Origin of the sequence: Candidatus Vondammii sp. HM_W22 (assembly GCF_022530855.2) — a bacterium.
Taxonomy (GTDB): Bacteria; Pseudomonadota; Gammaproteobacteria; order Chromatiales; family Chromatiaceae; genus Vondammii.
This window is the reverse complement of the sequence record NZ_CP099567.1, coordinates 2,198,113-2,215,947: the sequence shown is the minus strand read 5'-3', so window position 1 is coordinate 2,215,947 and position 17,835 is coordinate 2,198,113. Positions and strand designations below refer to the sequence as shown.

The following is a 17,835-nucleotide window of genomic DNA, read 5'->3' as shown; positions in this document are numbered from 1 at the left end:
AAAGGTTCGGCCTCAGAGGAGTCGGTTGAGGATGAGTCCGGGGAGAAGCAGGATTTTACTCAGACTTTGGTATTGGAAGCTGATTCAGACCCTTTTATCGAGCTGGCAATGGGTGAGGTCGTGCCGGAGCAGCCTGCTATCAATGCCGAGGTGGTGTTGACAGAGGGATTGCAGGAGGTGACGGGAATGCTGCTTGATGTGTTCTGGTTTAATTGATCTGGACACTTGAATAAAAGACAATACCGTTGGTTATTGTAGCGGATATGAATCAAAAACGAGTTTACAAGAGTTACCCTCAAGCCTTTAAAGAAGAAGCGATTGGATTGGTGACAGATCAAGGTTATTCGGTCGCTGAGGCGGCTAAATACACTGGGTATTCGAGCAAATCAACTCTATGATTGTAAAACAAAGATTGAAGCCTCAAAACAAGACGGTGCGTTATCAGCCGATGAGCGGACGGAGCTTCACCGATTACGCAGAGAGAATAAGCACCTACGTATCGAAAAGGACATATTAAAAAAGGCTTCAGCCTTGTTCGCCAAAGAAATGAAATAAAGCATCAGTTTATTCAGTGTCACTCAGCCCAGTTGCCGGTTAACCGCTTATGCCAAATGGTTGGATTGAGTCGATCAAGCTACTACGCGTGGGTTAAGCGGCCTGCCCTGTTAATCAGCGCTGAAGAGTTACAGCTTTATCGCCGAGCTAAAGCCTTGTTTGCAGCAAGCCGCCAAAGTCTGGGCTCCAGAGAGCTAATGAAAAAACTGCGCGAAGAAGGCTTCTCTATTGGCCGCTATCGAACGAAAACTGTGATGCGTAAGCTAGGGGCTGCGCGTCACACAGCGTACCGCCTATAGAGTCACGACAAACCGTCAGCATAGCGATGCAGTAGCAGATAACTTGTTGAATAAGAACTTTAATCCGGTCGCCGCCAATGATGTTTTGGCCGGTGATATTACCTACTTAAGAACAGGCGAAGGGTGGATGTATTTAGCCATTGTCATGGATTTATATTCACGGCGTATTGTTGGCTGGTCCATAGATAAACGCATGACGACTAATCTGGTGAAGAAAGCGTTGATAAAAGCCGTTAACCTACGCCAACCTAACAAGGGTTTAGTGTTTCACCGTGATCGCGGGTCACAGTACACGAGCAAGTCGCACCGACATTTATTAGAAAATCATGGCCTACGCTCGTCGATGGGAGATGTAGGTGCTTGTTGGGACAATGTGGTGGTTGAACGTTTTTTTAGCAGCCTGAAGCATGACTGGATTTTAAAAGTGTCTCAACCTACACGAGAGCACATGAAGTACGATGTCGCGGATTACATCCGCTACTACAACAAAGATCGGTTACACACTGCCAATGGTAGTTTGTCACCGATTAACTATGAACTGTCTCAATTGAATGTGTCCGGTTCGACTTGACCAGAGCAATGAGAGGGTGAATCTGAATCAGGTCAGTGCCAGGCTGGGCCTTGATGAAGGCGTTGAGGATTTTATGAGTAGTTTTCATTTCCCTATCCGCTACCAGTCCACAGTATTTCATGCCGCCCTGAAAAATGGCGCCGACCTCTATATTGCCGATACTCATGAGAACAATTAAAAAAGATATTCCGGACTGGTATCGGAAAATATCCAAAGCGGGATCGTTTTTTGTATTTCCACTGATTCTCAGGCAGCGGCCTCTTGGGCTTATCTATGCCGATCATCAAACTCCCCAGGGTGTTGCGCTGACCAGCAAGCAGCTAAACCTGATCAAGACCCTGCGCAATCAGATTATTCTGGTATTCAAGACCAGAATGTAACTGCCAGCCATTAATCGACATCAACACCGGAAACAAAAATGCTTGAATATATATTCTTCGACGAACGTCCCTGGAAACTGTTTATTACGTTTCTGGTGGAGAAAGGATTACAGCCTGAATCCGCAAAGGAGGATCAGGGCTTCATGGTGAGCCTGCCGGATGATACGGCCGATGAGCTTATGGATGCGATCGAGGCCTACTATGATGAGATGCTGGAGATGAATGAGGCGCTGTTCATGGAAGAGCAGGGCGATGAGGATGTGCATGCCGTTGGAGTCTCTGTCAATCTCAGCGATGGGAGGATGGTTGAGGCTTCAGTGGATCCAAAGTTGCTGAACCGAATCCTTGAGGTGCTCAGTACCGATGAGCCGGGTCAGTTTATTACGGCGATTGTGGATGCGATTGAAAAACCAGATGAGCGCCCTTTTTGCCGCCGGCATTGATTGAGATCGTCCAATGAGAGCCGTGCTGAACTTGCGAAGCTCGGGTACTCTACCGTGTTTTCTCCTGAGTCTGCGTTTTAGCCGCCTCTTCTGCGCTCTTCTTGAGCCGCTCTTTCTTCTTTACCTCTACTAATTCAATGTACTCTTTTGGGGTCAGAGTGGTTGTCTGCTCGGGCTTCTGTTTTGGTGCATTGTAGGCATAGATGACGACACCCACCAGTACGATAAATACAGGGAAAAGGGTTTTATTTTCATCGCTGAAGCACCTTTTGGGTGAGCAAGCCGATAAATGTATCAATCAGCGGTTCACTGGTAAGAATAGTCGAGAATCGGCCAGGAGGTTAGCCTCGCAGGCTGATTATAGACCAGGCCTTCTGTTTGGCTGCCTTTATCAGTGCTTCATCCGGGTCGACGGCGACCGGATTGTCAACCTGCTCCAGGAGCGGGATGTCATTATGGGAGTCGCTATAAAAGCTGCTGCCTTCCAGTGTCTGATTCTCTCTCTCCATCCACTGTTTCAAACGCTCTGTCTTCCCCTCCTGAAAGCTGGGTATGCCGGCGACTTCCCCTGTATAGCCGCCATCCACAACTTCGGGGTCGGTGGCAATCAGGTGGTCGATACCGAATGCCTGGGCAATGGGGGTTGTAACAAACGCATTGGTTGCGGTGATGATCATCAGGACATCACCCGCCTGACGGTGTTTTTCCACCAGGGCGATGGCAGCAGGCAGCATGATCGGTTCGATTCTCTTCTTTAGGAACTCTTTTCGCAGATTTTCCAGTTTTTTCAGGCTGTTTTCCTGAAGCGGCTTGAGCGAAAAACGCAGGAACTCAAAAATATCCAGGCGGCCCTCCTTGTACTCTTGGTAGAAGCGCTCGTTTTCCCGCTCGTAATAGTTGCCGTCCACCACGCCCTTCTCGGCAAGGAAAACCCCCCAAAGATAGTCGGAATCTCCGGCAAGCAGCGTGTTATCCAGGTCAAAAATGGCCAGTGCCAAGGGCTTGACTCCCAATTATGATTTTGAAAACAGCATTCTATCTCATTCTTGGTCGAGAGTTGCCGGGATGCGGGTGAATATGGAACAATCAAATCAACTTAAATAATTTCAATAGGTTTTCCTTTGATTGATTCTGAAGGTTACAGACCTAACGTCGGCATTATTCTCTGCAATCATAATCGGCAGCTGTTTTGGGGGCGCCGGGTGGGGCAGAATGCCTGGCAATTCCCCCAGGGTGGTATAAATGAGGATGAGACGCCAGAGCAGGCGATGTTCAGGGAGTTGGAAGAGGAGGTTGGGCTCAAGCCAAACCAAGTGGAACTGGTGGGTGTGACCGGAGACTGGTTGAAATACCGGCTTCCAAAACGCTACCTCCGTCACCATTGCCAGCCACTCTGCATTGGCCAGAAACAGCGCTGGTTTCTGTTGCGGGTGCTCTGTAGTGAGACGAGCTTCTGCCTCGATCGCTCCCCCAAACCTGAGTTTGATGATTGGCGTTGGGTAAGGTACTGGCATCCTCTGCGTGAGGTGGTCTATTTCAAATGGAGGGTCTACAGTCGAGCGCTGGAGGAACTGGCACCATTACTGTTTCCCAAGGGCACCCCGGTGCGCTCACGTGCCAACTACCTGCGCCAAAATCGTCGCTGACCCTATAGGATCTGTTAACACTGATCCAATAGGCTCTGTTGTGCCTGAAAAAGTGCCAATCAAGGCGCGAGGAGAGTAGTTTGGTTACTCCAAATGAGCGACGAGCAACGATGAGTGGCACTTTTTCAGGCGCAACCCGAAGGGCTGGGGCTATTTTTCCGCCCAGCCGCGTTATCATTCGCTCATGTAGAGTTACTACACCTTACTCATTCTGCCTTGCTGGGCAAAAAAATAGTCCCAGCAGAGCCTATTGGATTAGTGTTAACAGGTCCTAGATGCTTGAGACGCTGCACCGCATTGTCAAGAAAGTAAATAGAGCGCCTGACCTGGGTGAGGCACTTACTATCATCGTGGAACAGGTGAAGCAGGCAATCGATGCAGATGTCTGCTCTGTCTATCTGACCGATTTCAAACAGCGTTGCCATGTTCTGCGTGCTACCAAAGGCCTGCGGCCAGAGGCGGTGGGCAAGGTAAGCCTCCCTCTGCACCGGGGCCTGATCGGCCTGGTATGTGAGCGGGCGGAACCCCTTAATCTGGACGATGCCACCAACCACCCCCACTATCTCCGTGTCAGCGCGACGGGAGAAACCCACTACCACGGGTTTCTCGGAGCGCCGATTATCCAGAATCGAAAGGTGTTGGGTGTGCTGGTGGTACGCCAACAGGAGCCTCGTCAATTCGACGATGATGAAGTTACCTTTCTCTTTACCCTGGCGGCCCAGCTGGCGGGTGCCATAACCCATGCACGGGCGAGTGGTGAACTGGACAGCGGACACACTACCAACGGAGGGGCGGATCGTTTTCTCCGGGGACGCCCCAGTGCCTCAGGTGTTGCCATCGGCTCAGTGGTGGTGGCTTACCAGCAGGCTGATCTGGAAGCAGTGCCGGACAGACCTGTGGAAGATCCTGAAGAGGAGATTGCTGCTTTCCGTGCTGCAGTTGCCAAAGTGGAAGTGGAGCTGAAGCGGCTTCAGGCGAATCTGGATAAGCGATTGCCTGCGGAAGATCGCGCCCTGTTCGATGCCTTGCTGCTGATGCTGGGTGGCGACACCCTGATAAGCCAGACCATAGAGCGTATTCAGCAGGGAGAGTGGGTACAGACGGCGTTGCACCATACAACAGAAGTACACGCAAAAATATTTGATGATATGGAAGATGTCTATCTGCGGGAGCGTGCCTCCGATATTCGGGATCTGGGACGGCGGATTCTGATGCATCTGCAGAGTGACAAGCCCCGGGAAGTCATCTATCCCGAGCAGACCATCCTGGTGGGTGAGGATGTGAGTGCAACCCAGTTGGCAGAAGTTCCGAGAGAGCGGTTGGCCGGGATCGTTTCCGCAACCGGGACCGGTTCATCCCATGTGGCCATTCTGGCCCGGGGTATGGGGGTTCCTGCGGTCATGGGAGTGAAGGATCTTCCGGTGAACCGTGTCGAAGGGCGTGAAGTCATTATCGATGGCTATCATGGCAGGGTTTATCTCTCTCCTACGGGTTCTGTTCGGAATGAGTATCAGCGGCTGGCGAAAGAGGAGCGTGAGCTGTCGCGTGAGCTGGATAGGTTGCGCGGTCAGCCGGCGGAGATGACTGACGGCGTTAAAGTACCGCTCTATCTCAACACCGGCCTGGTCTCTGAGATGAGCTCTCTGGGTATCGCAGAATCAGAAGGTATAGGTCTTTACCGCACAGAATTTCTGTTTATGGCCCGTGACCGCTTCCCGGGAGAAACGACCCAGACGGCAGCCTACGGTAAAGTGCTGGAGACCTTTGCTCCCCGCCCCGTAACCTTGCGTACCCTCGATATCGGTGGTGACAAACCGCTGCCCTATTTTCCTGTGGAGGAGCCCAACCCTTTCCTCGGCTGGCGTGGTATTCGTATATCCCTTGATCACCCGGAGATCTTCCTTACCCAGATCCGTGCCATGCTGAAAGCGGCTATCGGCACGGATAATCTACAGATTATGCTGCCAATGATCAGCTCGGTTACCGAAGTGGATGAACTGCTGCTGCTGATTCAGCGGGCTCATGATGAGTTGGAAGATGAGGGAGCTGCCGTGACCATGCCCAAGGTGGGTGTGATGATCGAGGTGCCTGCTGCGGTTTATCAGATAGAGGAGATCGCCCGCCGGGTCGATTTTCTCTCAGTAGGCAGCAATGACCTGACGCAGTATCTACTGGCGGTCGATCGCAACAATCCCATGGTTGCTGAACTCTATAACGAAATGCACCCTTCCGTGTTGAGAGCTTTGGTGCAGATTGTCAAAGGTGCGGCCGTCTACAATCGGCCGGTGAGTGTCTGCGGTGAAATGGCTGGCGATCCGCTGGCTTCGGTACTGTTGCTTGGTATGGGAGTGGACAGCCTCAGCATGAGCGCTGCCAGTCTGCTCAAAGTCAAGTGGGTGGTGCGCAGTTTCAGCCGCTCCCGGGCACGCCATCTGCTGAAGGCTGCGCTTAGACTGGAAGATGCTGGTAAGGTCCGTGAGCTGATGGAGAATGCATTTGAGGATATGGGGCTGAGCGGGCTGGTTAGGCCGGGTAAATAATCAGTCAGGTTATTCCCATTTGAAGCTGCTTGCCCCAATCGTCGTGAACAGGGCCGTCATCCCCACAAGAATCACCAGATGGTGCCAGATATCTGTAATGGCTGCGCCATCGATCATCACGGCCCTCGCCGCTTCGATTACATGGGTGAGCGGAAGGGCGTTGGCAAACTGCTGAACCAATGGATTTGATCCCTCAAGGGAGAACCAGACACCGGACAGCAGCATCATCGGCCAGCTCATCATGTTCAGCAGGCCATTGGCGGCTTCCTCACTGGCCAGGCGGGCGGCAACGATCAATCCCAGGCTGATCATGCTCAGTGTACCGAGTGTCAGTACCAGTAGCAGCGTTGTGTAGGAACCGTACATGCGAAAGCCAATCAGCAGATTAGTGCCAGCGTAAACCAACACGGTCACCAGGACAATCAGCCAGAGCCGGGAGAGTACCTGGGCGGAAAGGAATTCGAAAGCGGTGAGGGGTGTTGCCTTCAGTCGTTTTAGCACACCGTTTTTCCGGTACCGCACAATCACATAACCTACGCCGAACAGGGAACTGAACATGATGTTCATCCCCAGTACACCGGGGATCAGCCAGTCTACATAACGGACCTCATCCCCGGTGACGGTCTGTTTTTCCAGTGCTGATGAGGAACCTTCGAGGAGCCTCTCCACGATATAACCATTGGCTGAGCTGCTGTTGATCCAGTAGCGCATGCTATCGAGGTCGAGCAGCATATCCAGTTGGTGGCGTTCGACTTTGGTTACCGCAGTATCCAGTTTGTCCACAGGAATAAACTGGATGTGTTCCGTTTGCAGAAAGTGGTTGGTCTCGGCAGCTTGGCCGGGATCGCCATGGATACCAACTTTAAACAGATCCATACTGTCGCTGGTGAATGCAAAGGCAAAGCCCATGACAATCATTACCGGCAGCACGATATTCCAGGAGACAGCAACCCTGTCCCGCATGAACTCATGGTTGCGGGCTGAGAAAACAGCAAAAAAGCGGCGTGATTTGATCATGTCAGCTTCGTAGTTCGTGGCCGGTGAGTGCAAGAAATAGGTCTTCTAGGGTGCGGGAGCGGACCTGGAGACGAGTGAGGGGCACTCCCTGGTTGATTAGATGCAGGATTGAGGTGTTTATGTCACTGCTAAGAATGCTGACCTGACCCTCTTTCCTGAACAGAGAAAGCTTGTCGTCCTGGTCAAGTGATTGCGGTACATCGCTATCGGGGAGAGTGATTACTGAATTATCAAAATGTGCTTTGAGTAAGGCTTGGGGCGATCCCTGGGAGATAATATGCCCATGATCCATGATGGCGATTTCATCGCAGAGTTCATGCGCCTCTTCCATGTAGTGGGTGGTGAGTATCAGCGTCTTTTTTTCCGCTTTGATCTGTTTTACCAACGACCAGAAATTCCGCCGTGCCTGTGGATCGAGACCTGTGGTGGGTTCGTCGAGAAAAATAATTTCCGGATCATTGATCAGGGCAATGGCCAGCAACAATCGTTGTCTCTGGCCGCCTGAGAGATTTCTTACATCACGGTCGAGAAACTTATTCAGGGCGCAGCGTTCGATCAACTCATCCAGAGGACGGGAGCGGGGATAGAAGCGCTGAAACAGGATCAGGGCCTCTTTTACCTTGATGTAATCCTGCAGTGATGTGCTCTGGAACATGATTCCGGCATCGTTGCGGAACTCGGGACCAATCGGTTCCCCCCTGTATCTGATGTTGCCGGAAGTGGGTGTAATAATCCCTTCAAGTATCTCTACGGTTGTACTTTTGCCTGCGCCGTTGGGCCCCAGCAAGCCAAAGCAGGTACCTTGCTCAATAGCAAAACTTACGCCATCTACGGCTTTCACTTCGCTGTAGTGCTTAGCCAAGTTGGTTACTTGCAGAATAGGATTCACGGATTTTCCCGGCAAAAAACAGAAAGGCATTGTATCCTATTATTGTTGCCTGCTTCAGAAACAGAGCTTGTTTGGAGACAAATTCATGCTGATCGGTATACCCAAAGAGATTAAAAATAATGAATATCGTGTCGGGATGATACCGGCCAGTGTGCGTGAGCTGATTGCCAATGGTCATCAGGTGCTGGTGGAGACCCAGGCCGGGATGGGTATAGGTATGGGTGATGACGCCTATATGGCGGCCGGGGCAGGGATTGTCGGCAGCGCCGGCGAGATTTTTCAAAGGGCAGAGATGATCGTTAAAGTCAAAGAGCCCCAGCCTGATGAGTGCAGAATGTTGAGAGAGGGGCAGTTACTGTTCACCTACTTGCACCTTGCGCCGACCCTGAACAGGCGAAATTACTGGCCACCTCTGGTGCCACGGCCATTGCTTATGAAACGGTAACCGATGAACGGGGCGGACTGCCCCTGTTAACTCCAATGTCAGAAGTGGCTGGTCGGATGTCGATCCAGGCCGGGGCACAGTGCCTGGAAAAATCCAATGATGGGGCAGGGCGTCTACTGGGTGGGGTGCCTGGTGTTTCCCCTGCTCATGTTGCGGTTATTGGCTGCGGTGTTGTGGGCACCAATGCCATTCGCATGGCGATGGGGTTGGAAGCCCGTGTCACTGTACTTGACCGTTCATTGGAGCGATTGGCTGAACTGGATACGCAGTTTGGTGGTCGGCTCAATACGATCTATTCAACCACGGAGACGTTGGAGGAGTACGTATTAGGTGCTGATCTGGTGGTTGGTGCAGTCCTGGTTCCAGGTGCCGCCGCACCCAAATTGGTCACCCGGGAGATGCTGGGGCGGATGAAAGCGGGTTCGGTGCTGGTGGATGTCGCCATTGATCAGGGCGGTTGTTTTGAGACGTCCCATCCAACCACCCATGCAAACCCTGCTTTTATTGTCGATAATATTGTCCACTATTGCGTGGCCAACATGCCGGGTGCTGTGGCTCATACATCGACCTATGCGCTGAACAATGCAACACTGCCTTATACACTGGCGCTTGCCAATAAAGGACTCCTCCAGGCGCTGACGGATGACGCTGGTCTATTGAATGGCTTAAATGTCCATCGTGGGCAGGTAACCTGCGAAGCAGTGGCAAGGGCGTTGGATTACGATTATCAATCTGCTAAAGCGGCAATGATGGAGTGATTGGCTCTTGGTATTGCATTGGTCGTTTTCTAGAAGACCCGTTTTTACAAAGAATCAAGAAGATTATAAATTGATTAGAGGCTCCCTATGGGCGTGCTGAGGGAGCCTCTAAAAATCTTCCAAAATCAGCGATCATAGTAACCAATTCAACGTTTTTTGATCATCAAGACCGACTTAACGTCCTTGAGCAGATGGGAGACTCGCTGCCAAAGCTGGAAAGGACCGGAGACTGGGAGGTTTTCGGATATTGTTGGGCTCAGTTTATAAAAACAATGATCCCAGTAAAGGTGGGCATCCACCTTACGATGCGGTACCGATGTTCAAGGTGTTGGTCCTACAGCATTTACTCAATCTACCCGATGATCAAACAGAGTTCCAGATTCGGGATCGCTATAGCGTTTGTCATTTTCTTGGACTGAGCCCGGAAGGTAAGGTGCCCGATGCCAAAACAGTTTGGGTATATCGTGAGCGCCTGAAAGAATGGGGCTTTTTCGATAAACTCTTTTCAGAGCTGTTGATCCAGTTGGTTGGTATGATGAATTTGGTGTACAACATGCGTCGATTGGTGTGGCTGGCCGGATGAAGCGAGGTATGAATATGGATGTTGCCAGAAAAATGAGCGCGAAGATACCGGGCTCTCCCGATTTGCTAGAGACTATTGGCCTTTGTCGGTTTTTTAGAGTTTTCCTTATCACTAATTTAAGGTAGAACAAACTGATGGAAATTACATCGGCGCATTACTAGATTTCTGAAAAATCACTGCCCATTCAACGCGGCAACGCAAAGATATCCAATTTACAAGTGTGGAATGCCGTTTTGTATGTAGTCGAACAAGGTTGCAAGTGGCGTGGATTACTGAAGAAATTTGGCAATTGGCACAGTATTTGTGCGCGTGTTAATTGTTGGGCCAGAAAGGGCGTTCTGGATTGTGTATTTTCTGACCTGCAAGAGAACGACATCACCAATATTCAAGTTGATCATGTTTCTCTCGATAGCACGGCAGTAAAAGTCCATCCAGATGGTACGGGCGTATTAAAAAAACGGTGAACAACTTATCGGTAAATCACGAGCCGGATGGACAACCAAAATTCATAGGGTTGTAGCAGATGCTCAAACAGCAGTGACATTTTCATTGTATCCCTGACAAGCTGATGATGAGCCTGAAGGAAGCAAATTGCTTAAAGCCCTTAAAAACAATAGCTGGGGAGGTACTCAGGTGATTGTGGAGAAGGCCTACGAAGGCGATGAAACCCGACAATTGGTATTTGATCCGGGTATTGTTCCCGTTGTTCCGCCGCTTGAAAGGATTTCGTCATATTTTCTCACGCTTTGACAAATTGGATGCTGTATTCATGTTTTTATTCATTTTGCACTTATCATTGATGCACTGAATTAGTGTTAATAGATCCTAAGTAGTGACTATCCTGGAACAATTTGAATTATGAGATGCAGAGAATTTTTTTAGTTTTGACTAATCTCGATTGCATAAACCGGTTTATAATCCTCTTTTCAGAAATAATCGGGAATTCACGAACTTATGCGCATTCATGCCTTACCTCCTCAACTGATCAATCAGATCGCCGCTGGCGAGGTGGTTGAGCGCCCGGCTTCGGTGGTTAAAGAGCTGGTGGAGAACAGTCTGGACGCTGGTGCAATCCGGATTGATGTGGAGATAGAGCAGGGGGGTGTTCGTCTCATTCGGGTGCGTGATAATGGTGGCGGCATTCAGCATGATGATCTGGCCCTGGCGCTCTCCCGTCATGCCACCAGCAAGATCGGCAGCCTTGAAGAGTTGGAGAGGGTCTGCAGTATGGGGTTTCGTGGCGAGGCACTGCCCAGCATAGCCTCGGTATCACGGTTGACCCTCTCATCGAGGTCTGCCGATGGGGATGCCGGCTGGAGTGTAACTGGCGATGGTGGTAAACAAGTGGCATTACCCGAACCTGTCGCCCACCCGGTAGGGACCACTCTTGACGTGCGCGACCTTTTCTTTAACACACCGGCCCGGCGCAAATTTTTGCGCACGGAAAAGACAGAATTCAATCAAATCGAGACTCTGGTGAAGCGTTTGGCCCTGAGCCGGTTTGATGTGGCTTTTTCCCTGCAACATAACCGGCGTGAAATATTCTCTCAGCCCCCTGCAACTCAGCGGGTGGAGCAGGAGAGACGGCTGGCCGGGCTTCTGGGGGGGGCTTTTCTGGAGCAGGCGCTCTATTTTGAGCGGAAGCAGGCGGGATTACGTCTGTTTGGATGGGTTGCCCGGCCGACCTTCTCACGTAGTCAGGCCGATATGCAGTACTTTTATGTCAACGGTCGCATGGTGCGGGATAAGCTGGTCACTCATGCAGTACGTCAGGCGTTTCAGGGTGTGCTGTTTCACGGCAGGCATCCTGCCTATGTACTCTATCTTGAGCTGGACCCGCTGCTGGTTGATGTCAATGTCCATCCCACCAAACACGAGGTTCGTTTTCGTGATGGTCGGATGGCCCATGACTTCCTGTTCCGTACCCTGCACAAGGTTTTGGCCAAGACTAAACCCGGAACAGAAGTGGATAGAGAGACCGGTGAAATTCGACAGATCGATGCTGCCTTGACACCGGCGCCCACCTCTTTATCGGCAACGTCTGCTTATCAGCGGCCCCTGGGGTTTCAAGTACAGGAGCGCTCTGGCAATTATAGGTCCAGTTTTGACATGCAACACCCATTGCCATCTGCATCTGCTGAGAATGCCGATGAACCTGAAGAGATTCCGCCCCTTGGGTATGCCCTGGCGCAGCTCAAAGGGGTCTATGTTCTGGCGGAGAACAGTGAGGGGCTGGTACTGGTGGATATGCACGCAGCCCACGAACGTATCACCTACGAATGTTTCAAGCAGGCCCGTGCCGAGAATGGAATCCAAAGCCAGCCGCTGTTGGTGCCGGTATCGGTCGTTGTCAGCGGACGGGAGGCTGAGCTTGCAGAAGAGCACATGGATCTGTTTTCCGAGCTTGGCATGGAGGTGGACAGATTGGATACCGAGACATTGGTGGTACGTGCCATTCCGGTACCGTTACAGGGTGCAGATGCTGAAAAATTGTTGCGGGATTTGCTCTCCGATATTGTGGTTCACGGTACCAGTGAGCGGATTCGAAACGAGATCAATGGGGTGTTATCGACCATGGCTTGTCATGGCTCGGTGCGTGCCAATCGCCTCCTAACTGTTGAAGAGATGAACGCACTGTTGCGCGATATGGAACGCACTGAGCGAAGTGATCAGTGCAACCATGGACGCCCGACCTGGACCCAGCTCGATATGGCCAATCTGGACCGGCTTTTTCTGCGAGGCCGTTGATGAGTAGCCTGCTGCCACCGGCTATCTTCCTGATGGGGCCGACGGCCTCCGGTAAAACAGAACTGGCGATCCAGTTGGTGCAGGAGCTTCCCTGTGAAATCATCAGTGTGGATTCAGCCCTGGTTTACCGTGGTATGGATATAGGTACAGCCAAACCGGATGCCGATGGGCTGGCCCTGGCACCCCACCGGCTGATTGATATCTGTGACCCGGCAGAGATCTATTCAGTGGCCAGTTTCCGGGAGGATGCCCTGGCAGAGATGGCAGAGATCACCGCAGCCGGGCATATCCCATTATTGGTGGGAGGGACTATGCTCTACTTTCGTGCTCTGGAGCACGGTTTGTCGGAGCTGCCTGAAGCGGATAAGGGGGTGCGGTCACATCTGGAACGGGAAGCGGCTCTGCATGGTTGGACGTATATGCATGACAAACTGTTGAAAGTCGATCCGAAAGGTGGGGCCAGAATTCATCCCAATGACACCCAGCGCATCCAGCGGGCCTTGGAGGTGCATGAATTGACTGGGCGTCCCATGTCCGAACTACAGGCACAGAGCAGTGGTAAAAAGCTGCCCTATCGTGTGATAAAGCTGGCGCGCGCGCCAAAAGAGCGGGCGGTGTTGTACCAACGGATTGCCGGACGGTTTCAGCTGATGCTGGATCAGGGCTTTGAGCAGGAGGTTAGAAACCTGCTGAAACAAGATGATCTGGTACCTGATATGCCCTCGATGCGCTCTGTCGGCTATCGCCAGATGCTGAAATATATACTGGGGGAGTGGGATAGGGAAATGATGATAGAAAAGGGCATCATAGCCACCCGCCAGCTCGCCAAACGCCAATTAACCTGGCTCCGATCCGATTCTGAAATCCACTGGCTGGACGAAATAGAGGGTGAGTTGAGCTCAGAGGCCTTGAAAATCATTCGTCCTGTCCTCATATGAACTGCAGGCGTCTGTGCATATGCTACAACTGTGAATTGTTAGACTTTAGATTTATTGGGACTGCTTTTTGTCCCTACGGCTTTTCCCGTTTTGGAAAAAAATAAGGAGAACTCCATGTCCAAAGGGCAGAGCTTGCAAGACCCTTTCCTGAATGCATTGCGTAAAGAGCGTATTCCTGTGTCAATCTTCCTTGTGAATGGAATCAAATTACAGGGGCAGATCGAGTCATTTGATCAATTCGTCGTGCTGCTGAAGAATACTGTCAGCCAGATGGTGTACAAACACGCCATTTCCACAGTGGTTCCATCACGCAACGTTAAGCTCCAGGTAAGCACTGAAAACTCGTCGGAATCGGAGCCAGGCAACTATTGATCCCCAAAGCAGGCGAGGTGACTCCAACTATAATCATAATCGGGAGGCAATGTGTTGTTTAATGTGGTTGCTGATAGCCGTCAAATCAGAATTCTCGGCCGCTATTGATGTTTGAATGCCCAAAAAACGGAGAGAAAGCCATCCTGGTGCATGTTGATATTGGCACGAAAACAGACCAGGATGAACTGGCTGAGTTTGAAGAGCTGGCAACTTCGGCCGGCGGGTCGCCTGTGGCTACGGTAATGAGCAGTAGGAAAGAGCCTGATCCCAGGCTCTATATCGGACGCGGCAAAGCTGGAGAGATCCGTGAAACCATCCTCGCTACCGGGGCGGGGCTGGTGATTTTCAATCATGCGCTCTCACCCAGCCAGGAGCGTAACCTGGAGCAGGAATTTGAGTGTCGGGTAGTGGATAGAACCGGCCTGATTCTTGATATTTTCGCCCAGCGGGCGCGCTCGTTCGAAGGTAAACTGCAGGTTGAGTTGGCCCAGCTCCGGCATTTTTCAACCCGTCTGGTCAGAGGCTGGACTCACCTGAAAAGACAGAAGGGTGGTATTGGTCTGCGCGGCCCGGGTGAAACCCAGCTGGAGACTGACAGGCGCTTATTGAATAACCGCATTGCCAAGATCCGGCGACGACTGGCAAAAGTGGAGGGGCAAAGAGACCAGGGAAGACGGGCACGCAGCAAGGCGGAGATAGCAACGGTCTCTCTGGTTGGTTATACCAACGCCGGAAAATCCACGCTATTCAACCAGATGACCGGTTCGGGTGTGTACGTTGAGAACCAGCTCTTCGCGACTCTTGACCCTACCCTGCGACGGGTGGATCTGCCAGGAGAGAGTTCCCTTGTATTGGCCGATACCGTAGGATTTATCTCCAATCTTCCTCATGAATTGGTGGCGGCTTTCAGATCTACCCTGCAGGAGACTTCAGAAGCCTCGCTGCTGTTGCATATAATTGATGCGGCGAGCCCGCAAAAAACGGTCTGCGTTACAGAAGTGAACAGTGTTCTAAAGCAGATTGGGGCAGATGAGATTCCCCAGATCGAGATCTATAACAAGATCGATCTGATGGAAGATGGAGGCCCCGGTTTAGAGCGGGGTGAAGATGGTCTGGTCCGACGAGTCCGGCTCTCAGCACGGACCGGAGAGGGTGTCGATCTTTTATTGGGTGCTCTGGCGGAATTTTTTCATCAGGAGCGGGTCCACAAAGTGGTGCAGCTTGAGCCGGCAGATGGCCGTTTACGGGCGAGATTGTTTGAACTGGGCGGGGTGGTCGCAGAAGCGGTCACTGAAATGGGTGGCTGGGAGATAGAGATTGAACTGCCGAAGAAAGCGTATGATCAGCTGATTTGTCAGGAATCAACGCTGGAGAAACGATTGATTGCCTGATGGACCGGCAACTAATAGAATCAACAGTTCGCCGGAATCAATGGTTTTTCGGCGGGTAACTTACAACATACAATAGAAACTGGAGTGTTCAATGGCCTGGAATGAACCGGGTGGGGACAATAAGGACCCCTGGAGTGGAAAAGGTGGTGATCAAGGACCGCCTGACCTGGATGAAGTGGTTAAGAAGATGCAGGAGAAGTTTGGCGGTATCTTCGGCGGCAAGGGTGGTGGCGGAAATGGCAGCGGAAGCTCCTCAGGAACCCCCGGCCCGGCAAATATAAAAGTGATTGGCGGTCTGATTGCTGCAGGTTTGATTGTGCTGCTGGCCGTTAAGAGTTTCTATACTGTTGAACCGGCTGAGCGCGGCGTCATTTTGCGCTTTGGTGCCTATTTCGAAGTGACCGAGCCTGGTCCCCACTTTATGATCCCGATAATGGATGAGGTGCTCAAGGTCAACGTCGATCAGATCTCCACCTTCCGTCACAAAGCAACCATGCTGACCAAGGATGAGAACATTGTCGATATTGAGTTGACGGTACAGTCACGCATCCAGGATGCGGCAGATTATTTGTTCCAGGATCAATCTCCGGAAAAGACCATTCGTGACGCTACTGAAACAGCGGTACGCCAGTCCATCGGCAAGAATGATCTGGATTTTATTCTTACCGAAGGCCGTAGCGCCATTGCCGCCGATATCAAAACGCGTATACAGTCGCTGCTAAACCTCTATCGCACTGGTCTGGAAGTGACCAGTGTGAATACCCAGCCGGCGAAGCCGCCAGAGCAGGTGAAGAGCGCATTCGATGATGCCATCAAGGCCCGTGAGGATAAAGAGCGTCTGGAGAATCAAGCGGAAGCCTACGCCAACGAAATTGTGCCGGTGGCGCGTGGTGGTGCAGCCAGGCGCGTGGCCGATGCCAACGCCTACCGTGAAAAAGTAATAGCTGAGGCAGAGGGTGAGGCATCCCGTTTCCTGGCGGTACTTACTGAGTATGAAAAGGCCCCGGAAGTGACTCGCAAGCGTCTCTATCTGGAGACTGTGGAAAATGTGTTGAGCAATACCAACAAGGTTATTATGGATGTGGATAGCGGCAACAGTCTGATGTATCTACCGCTGGATAAGCTGATTCAGGGGTCGGCGCGTGGATCGGCTACGACCAGCCCGTCCAACACTATGTCTACGCCTCAGAGGGTGGATGGCGGTTCCACCGGGTCAACCCGCAGCAGGAGGGTTCGCTAATGAACAGTGGAAAAATCGGTTTTCTGGCGGTTGGCCTGATTATTCTTGCCGGGTTTGGTTTCTCCAGCCTGTTTGTGGTGAACCAATGGGAGATGGCACTGAAGCTGCGACTGGGCGAAATTGTCGATGATGACTATGCTCCTGGCCTGCACTGGCGTATACCGGTCATTCATAATGTGATGAAGTTTGATGGCCGTATTCAGACACTGGATACCCGTCCCGAACGCTATCTGACCATTGAAAAGAAAGACGTGATCGTTGACTCTTACGTCAAGTGGCGTATTACCCATGTTGCTCAGTACTTCCGGTCTACCGGTGGCAGCAGTACCAAGGCGTCACGCCTACTCTCCGAGCGCATTAATACCAGCCTTCGAAATGAGTTCGGTAAGCGGACGATTAAAGAGGTGGTCTCCGGTGAGCGTGCCGAGATTATGGCGGAGCTGACCAAGGCTTCGGATGAGATGGCCAATGAACTGGGCATTGAGGTCCTTGATGTCAGGGTCAAGCAGATCGATTTGCCCCCGGAAGTGAGCGAATCTGTCTATGGCCGTATGCGTGCCGAGCGTGAACGTGTCGCACGTGACCTACGGGCCAAGGGTGCAGAGGCGGCAGAGCGTATCCGGGCTGAAGCGGATCGCCAGCAGGTGGTGATTCTGGCTGAAGCCTATAAAGAAGCCGAACAGCTGCGTGGTGCCGGCGATGCAAAATCAGCGGATGTCTATGCCACTGCCTACCAGAAGAATGCGGAATTTTACGCCTTCTACCGCAGCCTGATTGCCTATCGAAAGGTTTTTGAGCAGGGTGGTGACATGATGGTGCTGGAACCGGATTCTGAGTTTTTCCGTTTCTTTAAGGACAAAGGCGGAGTTCGTTAATGATGAAGGTGTGCCCCGGGATGTTTCCGGGGCACAACCGCACCTCTTTTCCCATCGTTCAGCACCTGCCGAAAAACCCTTTTTACCCCGAAGGACGTGAAAAAAATCTATTGCCAGTCAATTTATTTTCTGCGTGCGTTTTGGG

General features: G+C 51.7%; 17 protein-coding genes and 3 pseudogenes. 16 read left to right on the top strand and 4 right to left on the bottom strand.

Annotated features, from left to right (window positions below):
* Window positions 1–66: 66 nt before the first annotated feature.
* The 5 genes and pseudogenes from MN084_RS12260 to MN084_RS12240 all read left to right on the top strand — a co-directional run bounded on the left by MN084_RS12260 (window position 67) and on the right by MN084_RS12240 (window position 2,248).
* Window positions 67–216, top strand: coding sequence for a hypothetical protein (locus tag MN084_RS12260; RefSeq protein ID WP_241086207.1), 150 nt, complete (start codon window positions 67–69; stop codon window positions 214–216).
* A gap of 47 nt (window positions 217–263) precedes the next feature.
* Window positions 264–1,425: pseudogene (locus tag MN084_RS12255) on the top strand (IS3 family transposase).
* Window positions 1,426–1,441: 16 nt separating this feature from the next.
* Window positions 1,442–1,603, top strand: coding sequence for a hypothetical protein (locus tag MN084_RS12250; RefSeq protein WP_241086208.1), 162 nt, complete (start codon window positions 1,442–1,444; stop codon window positions 1,601–1,603).
* Complete coding sequence (locus tag MN084_RS12245) at window positions 1,590–1,805, top strand: hypothetical protein (RefSeq protein ID WP_241086209.1); 216 nt, start codon at window positions 1,590–1,592, stop codon at window positions 1,803–1,805. Before MN084_RS12250 ends, MN084_RS12245 begins: the two co-directional genes overlap by 14 nt.
* 38 nt (window positions 1,806–1,843) lie before the next feature.
* Window positions 1,844–2,248, top strand: coding sequence for a hypothetical protein (locus tag MN084_RS12240; protein ID WP_241086210.1), 405 nt, complete (start codon window positions 1,844–1,846; stop codon window positions 2,246–2,248).
* A gap of 49 nt (window positions 2,249–2,297) precedes the next feature.
* Here the strand turns inward: MN084_RS12240 and MN084_RS12235 are convergent, their stop codons facing one another.
* Both MN084_RS12235 and MN084_RS12230 read right to left on the bottom strand, forming a co-directional pair.
* On the bottom strand, window positions 2,298–2,465 hold the full coding sequence (locus MN084_RS12235) for a hypothetical protein (protein ID WP_241086211.1): 168 nt from the start codon (window positions 2,463–2,465) through the stop codon (window positions 2,298–2,300).
* A gap of 124 nt (window positions 2,466–2,589) precedes the next feature.
* Window positions 2,590–3,246 (bottom strand): HAD family hydrolase, encoded by a 657-nt coding sequence (locus MN084_RS12230; protein WP_241086212.1) that lies wholly within the window; start codon window positions 3,244–3,246, stop codon window positions 2,590–2,592.
* Window positions 3,247–3,369: 123 nt separating this feature from the next.
* Here MN084_RS12230 and MN084_RS12225 point away from each other — a divergent pair, with 123 nt between their 5' ends.
* Complete coding sequence (locus tag MN084_RS12225) at window positions 3,370–3,894, top strand: RNA pyrophosphohydrolase (protein WP_241086213.1); 525 nt, start codon at window positions 3,370–3,372, stop codon at window positions 3,892–3,894.
* Between the two features lie 275 nt (window positions 3,895–4,169).
* Window positions 4,170–6,434: a phosphoenolpyruvate--protein phosphotransferase gene (gene ptsP / locus MN084_RS12220; RefSeq protein WP_241086214.1), complete on the top strand. Its 2,265-nt coding sequence runs from the start codon at window positions 4,170–4,172 to the stop codon at window positions 6,432–6,434.
* Window positions 6,435–6,443: 9 nt separating this feature from the next.
* Here ptsP and MN084_RS12215 read toward each other — a convergent pair whose 3' ends face one another.
* Both MN084_RS12215 and MN084_RS12210 read right to left on the bottom strand, forming a co-directional pair.
* Window positions 6,444–7,451 carry an ABC transporter permease gene (locus MN084_RS12215; RefSeq protein WP_241086215.1) on the bottom strand — a complete coding sequence of 336 codons (1,008 nt, stop codon included), beginning with the start codon at window positions 7,449–7,451 and terminating at the stop codon, window positions 6,444–6,446.
* A 1-nt stretch (window position 7,452) separates the two neighbouring features.
* Complete coding sequence (locus MN084_RS12210; protein ID WP_241086216.1) at window positions 7,453–8,340, bottom strand: ABC transporter ATP-binding protein; 888 nt, start codon at window positions 8,338–8,340, stop codon at window positions 7,453–7,455.
* 85 nt (window positions 8,341–8,425) lie between these two features.
* Between MN084_RS12210 and ald the strand changes: the two are divergent.
* From ald to hflC, 9 genes and pseudogenes are all read left to right on the top strand, one after another.
* Window positions 8,426–9,543 (top strand): annotated as a pseudogene (ald, locus tag MN084_RS12205) (alanine dehydrogenase).
* Between the two features lie 316 nt (window positions 9,544–9,859).
* A complete protein-coding gene (locus MN084_RS12200) occupies window positions 9,860–10,126 on the top strand; it encodes a transposase (RefSeq protein ID WP_330178069.1) in 267 nt (88 codons plus the stop codon).
* Window positions 10,127–10,287: 161 nt separating this feature from the next.
* Window positions 10,288–10,939 (top strand): annotated as a pseudogene (locus tag MN084_RS12195) (IS5 family transposase).
* 141 nt (window positions 10,940–11,080) lie between these two features.
* Window positions 11,081–12,874 carry a DNA mismatch repair endonuclease MutL gene (mutL, locus tag MN084_RS12190; protein ID WP_241086218.1) on the top strand — a complete coding sequence of 598 codons (1,794 nt, stop codon included), beginning with the start codon at window positions 11,081–11,083 and terminating at the stop codon, window positions 12,872–12,874.
* Entirely contained in the window at window positions 12,874–13,812 is a 939-nt protein-coding gene (miaA, locus tag MN084_RS12185; protein WP_241086219.1) for a tRNA (adenosine(37)-N6)-dimethylallyltransferase MiaA, read from the top strand. Before mutL ends, miaA begins: the two co-directional genes overlap by 1 nt.
* Before the next feature lie 114 nt (window positions 13,813–13,926).
* Window positions 13,927–14,184: an RNA chaperone Hfq gene (gene hfq, locus MN084_RS12180; RefSeq protein WP_241086220.1), complete on the top strand. Its 258-nt coding sequence runs from the start codon at window positions 13,927–13,929 to the stop codon at window positions 14,182–14,184.
* A gap of 107 nt (window positions 14,185–14,291) precedes the next feature.
* A complete protein-coding gene (gene hflX / locus MN084_RS12175; RefSeq protein ID WP_241086221.1) occupies window positions 14,292–15,575 on the top strand; it encodes a ribosome rescue GTPase HflX in 1,284 nt (427 codons plus the stop codon).
* Between the two features lie 91 nt (window positions 15,576–15,666).
* The gene (gene hflK, locus MN084_RS12170; RefSeq protein WP_241086222.1) at window positions 15,667–16,815 is read left to right on the top strand and encodes an FtsH protease activity modulator HflK; all 1,149 of its coding nucleotides are present in this window, start codon (window positions 15,667–15,669) and stop codon (window positions 16,813–16,815) included.
* On the top strand, window positions 16,815–17,690 hold the full coding sequence (gene hflC / locus MN084_RS12165; RefSeq protein ID WP_241086223.1) for a protease modulator HflC: 876 nt from the start codon (window positions 16,815–16,817) through the stop codon (window positions 17,688–17,690). The genes hflK and hflC overlap by 1 nt, the downstream gene beginning before the upstream one ends.
* The last annotated feature ends 145 nt before the right edge of the window (window positions 17,691–17,835 follow it).

Excerpts from the sequence above, each read along its gene's own strand:
- MN084_RS12245 (WP_241086209.1), top strand. The coding sequence starts at position 1,590 with ATGAGAACAATTAAAAAAGATATTCCGGACTGGTATCGGAAAATATCC.
- MN084_RS12240 (WP_241086210.1), top strand. The coding sequence starts at position 1,844 with ATGCTTGAATATATATTCTTCGACGAACGTCCCTGGAAACTGTTTATT.
- ptsP (WP_241086214.1), top strand. The coding sequence starts at position 4,170 with ATGCTTGAGACGCTGCACCGCATTGTCAAGAAAGTAAATAGAGCGCCT.
- MN084_RS12215 (WP_241086215.1), bottom strand. The coding sequence starts at position 7,451 with ATGATCAAATCACGCCGCTTTTTTGCTGTTTTCTCAGCCCGCAACCAT.
- MN084_RS12200 (WP_330178069.1), top strand. The coding sequence starts at position 9,860 with ATGTTCAAGGTGTTGGTCCTACAGCATTTACTCAATCTACCCGATGAT.
- mutL (WP_241086218.1), top strand. The coding sequence starts at position 11,081 with ATGCGCATTCATGCCTTACCTCCTCAACTGATCAATCAGATCGCCGCT.
- miaA (WP_241086219.1), top strand. The coding sequence starts at position 12,874 with ATGAGTAGCCTGCTGCCACCGGCTATCTTCCTGATGGGGCCGACGGCC.
- hfq (WP_241086220.1), top strand. The coding sequence starts at position 13,927 with ATGTCCAAAGGGCAGAGCTTGCAAGACCCTTTCCTGAATGCATTGCGT.
- hflX (WP_241086221.1), top strand. The coding sequence starts at position 14,292 with ATGTTTGAATGCCCAAAAAACGGAGAGAAAGCCATCCTGGTGCATGTT.
- hflK (WP_241086222.1), top strand. The coding sequence starts at position 15,667 with ATGGCCTGGAATGAACCGGGTGGGGACAATAAGGACCCCTGGAGTGGA.
- hflC (WP_241086223.1), top strand. The coding sequence starts at position 16,815 with ATGAACAGTGGAAAAATCGGTTTTCTGGCGGTTGGCCTGATTATTCTT.